This window comes from Micropruina sp., assembly GCF_027492755.1.
In the GTDB taxonomy this organism is placed as follows: Bacteria; Actinomycetota; Actinomycetes; order Propionibacteriales; family Propionibacteriaceae; genus Micropruina.
In genome coordinates this window covers 1-8,649 of record NZ_JAPUED010000161.1, presented here as the reverse complement: position 1 = coordinate 8,649, position 8,649 = coordinate 1, and the positions used below count along the sequence as shown (strand labels likewise).

At 71.2% G+C, this 8,649-nt stretch carries 7 protein-coding genes; all 7 read left to right on the top strand.

What is annotated here, in order from left to right; genetic code table 11:
- A partial coding sequence (locus tag Q0066_RS11390) for a hypothetical protein (protein ID WP_298132985.1) occupies positions 1–215 on the top strand: 215 nt, incomplete at its 5' end.
- A 58-nt stretch (positions 216–273) separates the two neighbouring features.
- Entirely contained in the window at positions 274–1,269 is a 996-nt protein-coding gene (locus Q0066_RS11385; protein ID WP_298132983.1) for an oxidoreductase, read from the top strand.
- A 220-nt stretch (positions 1,270–1,489) separates the two neighbouring features.
- Positions 1,490–2,647, top strand: coding sequence for an ATP-binding protein (locus Q0066_RS11380; RefSeq protein ID WP_298132981.1), 1,158 nt, complete (start codon positions 1,490–1,492; stop codon positions 2,645–2,647).
- A complete protein-coding gene (locus Q0066_RS11375) occupies positions 2,635–3,636 on the top strand; it encodes a hypothetical protein (RefSeq protein ID WP_298132979.1) in 1,002 nt (333 codons plus the stop codon). Before Q0066_RS11380 ends, Q0066_RS11375 begins: the two co-directional genes overlap by 13 nt.
- Before the next feature lie 50 nt (positions 3,637–3,686).
- Positions 3,687–5,114: a PrsW family intramembrane metalloprotease gene (locus Q0066_RS11370; RefSeq protein ID WP_298132977.1), complete on the top strand. Its 1,428-nt coding sequence runs from the start codon at positions 3,687–3,689 to the stop codon at positions 5,112–5,114.
- Between the two features lie 8 nt (positions 5,115–5,122).
- On the top strand, positions 5,123–6,976 hold the full coding sequence (locus tag Q0066_RS11365; RefSeq protein ID WP_298132975.1) for a GTPase domain-containing protein: 1,854 nt from the start codon (positions 5,123–5,125) through the stop codon (positions 6,974–6,976).
- Positions 6,973–8,562: a GTPase gene (locus Q0066_RS11360; RefSeq protein ID WP_298132973.1), complete on the top strand. Its 1,590-nt coding sequence runs from the start codon at positions 6,973–6,975 to the stop codon at positions 8,560–8,562. The genes Q0066_RS11365 and Q0066_RS11360 overlap by 4 nt, the downstream gene beginning before the upstream one ends.
- The last annotated feature ends 87 nt before the right edge of the window (positions 8,563–8,649 follow it).

Below are 8,649 nucleotides of genomic sequence, written 5' to 3'. Positions count from 1 at the left end.
ACACGCACACCCGGTGGCCGGTCGGTGGCAGTGACTTCCGCGAAACCATGTACGGGCTGTCCTGGATTCCGGCCGGCGTCGAGTATGTGACCGACCTCGCCGAACCGGCACGCGGTGAGCTGCGCGAGACGCTGGAGCGAATGCTGCGGGCGCTGGATGCCGCGCCGCCGGCGCCCCGTCCGGTCGGTGCGGAGTTGAGCCGGACGCGGGTGTAGCCGTCCTTCTCGACGGAAACCTCTACCGACAGTTGCCCAGACGTGCTGGGCTGGTGGGATGGAGCTTCTGGTACTCGGCGGAACCGCCTTCCTCGGGCGTGAGATCGCCGTCCAGGCACTCGGACGGGACTGGTCAGTGACCTGCGCGGCGCGGGGGCGCTCGGGTTCGTTCCCGGACGGCGTCCGTTCCGTGGTGCTCGACCGGGATGCCGGCGACGGGCTGGCGCCGCTGACCGACAGGGCCTGGGACGCAGTGATCGAGCTGGCGCGGCAGCCGGGGCAGGTGCGCCGCGCCGTGCGGGAGTTGACGACGCGGCACTGGGTCTTCGTATCCACCGCGAACGTGTACGCCGACCAGGCCACCCGCGGCCAGGACGAGTCCGGACCTCTGCTGGCACCGCTGGACGCCGAGGCGATGACCGAGCTCGTCCAGTACGGGCCGGCCAAGGTGGCCTGCGAGGAGCTGGTGCGCGATACCGCCGGCTGGACGATCGCCCGCGCCGGTCTGATCGTCGGACCCGGTGACTCATCGAGCCGGCTGGGCTACTGGCCGTGGCGGTTCGCCCACGACCGGACGGCGTCCGTGCTGGTCCCGGACGACCCCGACCAGCCCGTCCAACTCATCGATGTGCGCGACCTGGCCGGCTGGCTGCTGGATTGTGCGGACGGCGCCGTCCAGGGTGTGTTCAATGCCTGCGGCTCGCCGACCACCCTGGGCGAGGTGCTGGACGCCGCCCGCTCGGTTGCCGGACATCAGGGTCGGGTGCTCGCCGCTGATCGTGACTGGCTGGTCGAGCACCGGGTGAACCCGTGGATGGGGCAGCGCAGCCTGCCGTTGTGGCTCGGCGGCGACCACGCGCTGTGGGGTTTCCAGGACCACCGCAACGACCGGGCTGTGACGTCCGGGCTGCGACTGCGTCCGATGGTGGACACGCTCACCGACACCCTCGCGTGGGAGAGCGCACGCGGCGAGCCGCGGACCGCCGGCCTCGACGACGCCGACCACGACGAACTGGTTCAGGCGTTGTCCGCGGACATCGAGACTCGGCCATGATCCGCGCCGCGAGCGGGTGGCGGGGCTGCTCGCCGGACCGATCTTCGTCGTGATGATGCCGAGCAGCACCCCCCAGCAGTGGCCTCAGAGGCGAGCGTGACGCCCCGCCTTCGCGGGTCGGCACCGGTATTGTCGTCGCCACACGATGAGCAATGGTGCGGAAGGGACGCTGTGGTGCGAGCCAGGTTCGGGGTTGCGGACGATCACCTTTCGCTCGCGCGTGACTGAGTCGGTCCCGGACCGCGGCCTCGAGGCCGCGGACCGACAGCTCGGCTGGCTGATGTCGCTGGCCGGAGTCGTGCTGATCGCGACCTACACCAGTGGCGCGGTGGCCGACTGGTACGCGTTCGCGACGTGGTGGAACCTCGGCGGCGTCGTTGTCCTGCTGATCATCGCGGGCCTAGCCGTCGCCGGACGCGTACTGCCGATGCGCGTGCTGCGTGCCGGCTGGAGGGCCGCGCCGATCCTCGGAGTCATCCTTCTGGCGACCGGCTTCCTCGCCTACCGCGGCCCGGCTGAGACCGTCGTGCCGCCCTGGCTGTGGACAGTTGAAGCGGTGCTGGTCAGCTATCCGGTGTTGTGGTTGCGGGCGCTTCCGTCAGTGCTGTTCGCGCTGGGTTCGGCGTCGCTGCCCGCGTTGTCGGGATGGCTCTTCCTCGGCTCGGTTCCCCAGTCCGTCGTGATCGGCACGCCGACGCACTTCAGCAACGTGGGGCTCGTCGCTCTCCTCCTCGGAGTTCGTGGTCAACTGATCCGGCTGCGACGGGTTGAGGCGCTGGCCGAACGGCAAGAACTGGATCAGGCTCGCGCGGCCGCCCAGGCGCACCACCGAGGAGTGCTGGCCCGATTGGTCCACGACGAGCTGCTGTCGGTGTTCACCGCCGCGATGGCACTCTCAGGTCCCGCGCCGCCGGCCATGCGCACCGAGGCCCGTGACGCTGTGGCGCTTCTCGAACGCGGCGCGTCCGTCGCGAGCGATGACGGGCAACAGACCACCCGCGAGGCACTCGCCGGACTGGTCGAGTTGGTGCGCGGCATCGCCCCGGAATGCACGGTGGACGCCCGTCCGATGCCGGGGACCGTGCCGACCGCGGTGCTGGAGGGGATCGGCGGCGCCGCTGCCGAGGCGCTGCGCAACAGCATGCGCCACGCCGGACCGGCGGCGTCGCGAGAAGTCACGGTGCGGGTCGGCCCGGACGCCGTCCGGCTGATGATCCGCGATGACGGGCCCGGCTTCGACCCCGAGAGTGTCGACCTCGCCCGGATGGGCATCCGGGACAGCGTGCTCGGCCGGATGCGCGCACTCCCCGGCGGTCGCGCGGAACTCCGGACCGCCCCGGGAACCGGGACGGAGGTGGTCCTCGAGTGGACGAGGTGACGCTGAGTGGTGGCGGGGCGGGCGGACGGGGGCGTTCGGCCGCACGCTGGGCATTCGGGGCGATCTGGCTGGTGAGCCTCGCCTGGGGAGTCGCGACCGGCGTCTTTGCCGACGTGGACCTGCTCGACGTCCTGCCGTACCTCACCCTGCTGCTGGGCGGCTATCTGCTCCTCCAACCCGGCAACCAGCCGCTGTCGCCGCCGCGAGCGGTCGGCGTCGTGCTGGCTGCGCTGGCGTCCGACGTCTTCGTGCTGGCGGCGCTCACGGTGGTCCAGGAGTCATGGCTGGTCAGTCTGGCCTGCTACTTGATCGCGTTCCTGATCGCCCGCGGCAATTCCGTCATCGGCGGTGTCGGCGCTGCTGTCGCCCTCGGCTACGGCCTGGCCTGGACGGCGCTGGCCGGGGCAACCGCCGAGGCCGCCTTCCGGCTACTGGCGGTGCCCTTCATCGCGATCGTGGTGGCCCTCGTCTGGCGAGTGGCGCTGAGGCGCCTGCTGGCCCGGGAACGCCTGCGCCGCGAGAACGCCGAGCGGGCCGCCCGGGAGGCCAGGGCCGCCACGGAGGCCGCCGAGACCGGTCGTGCCGAGCTTGCCGCGATCCAAGCGCAAGCCGGGCCGCTACTGGAGCGGATCGCCGCCGGAGAGCCGTTGGAGGGACTCCGGCCCGACCTGCGCGTAGTCGAGGGCGCGGTGCGGGACCGGATCCGCTCGCCCGGCCTGCAGCAGCCGATCCTGACCGAGGCGATCGCCGACCGCAGAAGGGCCGGTGTCGACGTCCTGGTGCTGTGCGAATCGCAGGACGACGCATTGCCCGGACCGGACTGCGTCGCTCGAATCGCCCAGCTCATCGCCGAAGCGGACGCCGGGCGCGTGACCCTCCGGATCCTGCCACCGGGACGCGACGCGGCGGCCTCGGTGGTGCACGCGGGCGACGAAGGCGTCCGACGCGTCATGATCGGGGCCGACGGGACGGTGCTGGCACGGATCTGACCGGCGGCTGGGCTCCGGGCGGTGTCCCGGTGCCCGGTAGTCTTACCGGCATGTCGACGGACACCATCGCCCGGCACCGCCGGTTGCTCAACGGGATCCCGTCACAGCCGGACTTCTCGGCGCCGCTGCCCAAGCGGATCCTGACCAATCCCTGGACCTGGATCGGCGTCGTGCTCACCGGCATCTACGCGGCCTGCCTGTGGTCGCAGTACGCGCTGATGACCGCCGACACCCCGGTCCGGGGTGGTGTCGTGCCCGGCATCAACCACTCCGCCATCCGCGATTCGTTCTGGTTCGCGATGCCCACCCTGCTGTTCTGGATCGTGCTCTTCGTGATCGCCGACCGCTTCCGTCCGCAGCGGCTGCTGGTCTGGTACCTGACCCTGGGCTGGGGAGCGGCGGTCGCCACGTTCTTGTCGCTGCACATCAACACCTGGGCGTCCGAACAGCTCTCGATCGTGGCCGAAGGCACCCAGGCCGACCCCACCACCGGAGCCCGGGCGGCGATCTACATCGCCCCGTTCGTCGAAGAGGCGGCAAAGGCGACGGTGCTGTTCGGGGTGGCGTTGCTGGCGCGCTACCAGTTGGTGACCAAGCTGAACGGGGTGGCGCTGGCCGGGTTGTCCGCGGCGGGCTTCGCGTTCACCGAGAACATCATCTACTACTCGCGCGCCATCATGTATTCGACGTCGCAGATCAACACCGGCGATGCCGAGTCGGCGATCCACGAACTGGTCTGGCTGCGCGGCTTCTGGACGGCGTTCGGGCATCCGCTGTTCACGATGATGACCGGCCTCGGTCTGATGGTGGCGCTGCGCACCCACAGCAAGGTGGTGCGTGTGCTGGCGCCGCTGATCGGCTACCTGATGGCCGCCCTGCTGCACATGATGTTCAACTCGCAGGCCACCTTCGCCCAAGGGATGATGCGCTACATCATCTACTTCGCGGTGGCGTTGCCGTTGGTGGCCTCGGCGACGATCTACGCGGTGCGGCAGCTGTTCACCGAGAGCCGCAAGATCCGTGCCCGGCTCACCGACTACGTCCGGATGGGGTGGCTGAACCCGGTCGACCCCGACGTCACCTCGCGCGTGCGGCACCGGGCCTGGGCGTTGCTGGTGGCGGCCACCCGGGGCTGGACGGTGCTGCGGGCCACCCTGAGCCTGCAGCGGACGCTCACCGAGCTCGCCTACTTGCGGGACGCCGAGGTGAAGGGTGTCATCGACACCGCGGGGCAGGCCCGGGCCACCGAGTTGCTGTACCAGACCCGGTCGTTGCGCGGGCTGGCCATCGACGATCCGCGCGGGCAGAAGCTCAGCCTGCCGACGCTACGCAAACGGCAACCGGTCGACTATCCGCCGCCGAGTTATCCCGGTCCCGCCGGACTGGGCGGGAACTGGCCCGCAGGACCGGGCGCCGCACCACTAGGATCGCAGCAGTATTCCAGGGTGGACCCGAACTGGGGCCCGCCCCCCGGGTGAGGAGTGGCATGAGCGCTGGCCAGCTGGCGAGTTCGCTCAGGCTGCTCGCGGACGCCCTCGACCGCGCCCGACTGCCGCTGGACCTGCCCGGACGCGGCGCGGCCGAGACCCTGCGCCGCGACCTGGGCGCCCAACTGAACGACTACCTGCTGCCGCGGCTGGAGCGCCTCGACGCGCCCATGCTGGCCGTGGTGGGCGGCTCCACCGGGGCCGGAAAATCGACGCTGGTCAACTCGATGATCGGCCGCACGGTCAGTCGTCCGGGGGTGATCCGGCCCACCACCCGCTCGCCCGTCCTGGTGCACCACCCCGACGACGCACACTGGTTCGGCCCCGAACGGATCCTGCCCGGGCTGGCCCGCACGCTGGAGGCCGCCAGCGACACCCGCACGCTGCAGTTGGTGCCGGAACCTTCGCTGCCGCAGGGCCTGGCGATCCTGGACGCGCCCGACATCGACTCGGTGGTCGCCGAGAACCGGGCGCTGGCAGCCCAGCTGCTCGCCGCCGCCGACCTGTGGCTGTTCGTCACCACCGCCGCCCGCTACGCCGACGCCGTGCCCTGGGACTACCTGCGGTCGGCTGCCGAGCGGAGCGCCGCGCTCGCCGTCGTGCTGCAGCGGGTGCCGCCGGCAGCGATGACCGAAGTGCCGGCGCACCTCGGGCAGTTGATGGCGGACCGCGGGCTCGGTGATTCGCCATTGTTCGCCGTCCCCGAGACCGTCGCCGACGCCGAAGGGTTGCTGCCGGATTCGGCGGTGGCGCCGATCCGGGAGTGGCTGGCCGGGTTGGCGGCCGACAGCCAGGCGCGTGCCAGCGTCGTGCTGCAGACCCTGGGCGGCGCGATCGCTTCGCAATGCCGGACGGCGCCTCAGGTGGCGCAGGCCGCCGATGAGCAGGACACCGCTTTGGCGCAGCTGCGCTCCGATGCCGAGGGCTCCTATCGCGAGGCGGCCCGCACCCTGGGCGTCCAGACCGCCGACGGCACGCTGCTGCGCGGCGAGGTGCTGGCGCGCTGGCAGGACTTCGTCGGCACCGGCGAGTTCTTCCGCGCCGTCGAGCAGAAGATCGGCTGGCTACGCGATCGGCTGATGGCGTCGCTGCGCGGCGAACCGAAGCAGGTCGGCGAGGTCAAGCTGGCCGTCGAATCGGGCATGGAGGTGCTGATCCGCGAAGAGGGCGAGTCGGCCGCCGAACGGGCCGCGACCGCCTGGGAGAACGACCCCGCCGGACGCCAACTGCTGGCCGCGACCAAACTCGACCTCCGGCGCGGCTCGTCCGACTTCCCGGGCCACGTCGCCCTGGCCATCCGCAACTGGCAGGCCGACGTGCTCGAGCTGGTCACCAGCGAGGGCAGCTCGAAGAAGTCACGCGCCCGGTTCCTGGCGCTGGGCACCAACGGGGTCGGCATCGCACTGATGATGGTCGTCTTCTCCACCACCGGTGGCGTGACCGGGATCGAGGTGGGTGTGGCCGGCGGTACCGCAGTGCTCGCCCAACGGGTGCTCGAAGCGGTGTTCGGTGAGGACGCCGTCCGCCGGCTCGCCAAACGCGCCAAGGAGGATCTGGACGCCAGGGTCGAGGCGCTGCTGGCGACCGAACTGGCCCGCTACGAGGCGGTGCTCGACGAGGTGGGCGTCCGTGCCGAGGTGGGCGACGAGATCAGGGCCGCGGTGGCCGCCGTCGATGCGGCGCGGGGTACCGAGGTTGACTCAGGGCTGCCCACGCTCGCCGAGATCGAGGGCTTCAGCGGCTCCGCCCGGCAGATCCACGATCGACCCGAGCTGGTCGCCGGTGGGGAGGGCGCGTCCGAGGATGTCGTGGATGCCGAGTTGATTGCCGATGAGGACGGTGACCGCGGGTGAGCCGCACGCTGGCCCAGCGCCTGCGGGCGCTCGACGAAACCGTGGAGTTGAGCCGCGGGCGGTCCTCGGACGACGTGGTGGCGAGAGCCTCGGCCGTGCTGAAGCGGGCGGGGGAGCGTTGGGCGTTCACCGGTGATCACACGGTGGTCGCGCTGGCCGGTGCGACCGGCTCGGGCAAGTCGACCTCGTTCAACGCGATCAGCGGCACCGAGTTCGCCAGCACCGGGGTACGGCGTCCGACCACGTCGACCGCGATGGCCGTGGCCTGGGGCACCGAGTTGCCGGGTGACCTGCTCGACTGGCTGGACGTGCCCAGGCGGCACTTGGTGCCGGCGCGGCGCAGCGCTTTCGCCAATCTGGTGCTGCTCGATCTGCCCGACCACGACTCGACCGAGACCTCCCACCGGATGACGGTCGACCGGCTGGTGCCGCTGGTCGACATGCTGATCTGGGTCGTCGACCCGCAGAAGTACGCCGACGCCGCCCTGCACGAGCGCTACCTGCGGCCGCTGGCGGCCTACGCCGAGGTGATGATCGTGGTGCTCAACCAGGCCGACCGGCTGCGGCCCGATGAACTCGCCGACGCGATGGCCGACCTGCGCCGGCTGCTCGACGACGAAGGACTGGCCGCCGCCCGGCTGATGGCGATGTCGGCGCTGGAGGGCACCGGTGTCCCGGAGTTGCGGCAGCTGCTCGCTCGGGCCATCGCAGACAAGGCTGTGGTCAGTGCCCGGATCGCCGCCGACGTGACCGTCGCCGCCGACGAACTCGCCTGGGAACTGGGCGATACGCCGGCCCCGGTGCTCGATCGCAAGCAACGCGACCCTCTGGTTAAGGCACTGGCGGACGCCAGCGGCGTCGGATTGGCGGTCGACAGCGTCCGTGACGCCTGGAAGCTGCGCGGTGGGCTCGCCACCGGGTGGCCGTTCGTGAGTTGGGTGGCACGGTTCAAACCCGATCCGCTGCGGGCGCTCCGGCTCGATCAGAATGATCGGCAGCTGGCACCGACCGCGATCAGCCGGACGTCGCTGCCGAACGCCAGCCCGGTGCAGCGGGCCCGGCTGGACCGCGGTCTGCGAGAACTGGTCGACCAGGCGTCGGTCGGCCTGCCGCGGGGCTGGGCGGCGGCGGTCTCGATGGCCGCACGGAGTCATGAGGCGCTGCTGATGGACCGGCTGGACACCGCCATCGCCGGTGCCGACCTGGAACTCGACCGGGGCACCGGCTGGTGGTCGATCATCCGGGTTCTGCAGTGGGTGCTGATGGTCGCCGTGGTGGCCGGCGGGCTCTGGGCGCTGTTGTGGGCGTTCGCCCCGGCGCTCGGCCTGGTCAACCTGCCCACCGTGTACTGGTGGGGTTGGCCCGCCCAGTTCGTGCTGCTGGCCGGTGGCGTGGTCGGCGGACTCGCGTTGGCCGGCCTGTCCAGGCTCGCGGTCTCGATCGGTGCCCGGGCGAAGGCGAACCGGGCCGAACGGATCCTGTACCGGACGATCGCCGCGGTCACCGAGACCGAGCTGCTGGAGCCCGTCTCGGAGGAGCTGGATCGGCACCGACGTGCCGTGGCCGCGGTCCGCAACGCCCGCTGACCCCGCTGGTCGAGCTTGTCGAGACCCCTAGCCAGCGCGATTTTGAACACTTTTCGCGCTACGTGCCCACACTGAGGATGACGAATC

Excerpts from the sequence above, each read along its gene's own strand:
- Q0066_RS11385 (WP_298132983.1), top strand. The coding sequence starts at position 274 with ATGGAGCTTCTGGTACTCGGCGGAACCGCCTTCCTCGGGCGTGAGATC.
- Q0066_RS11370 (WP_298132977.1), top strand. The coding sequence starts at position 3,687 with ATGTCGACGGACACCATCGCCCGGCACCGCCGGTTGCTCAACGGGATC.
- Q0066_RS11365 (WP_298132975.1), top strand. The coding sequence starts at position 5,123 with ATGAGCGCTGGCCAGCTGGCGAGTTCGCTCAGGCTGCTCGCGGACGCC.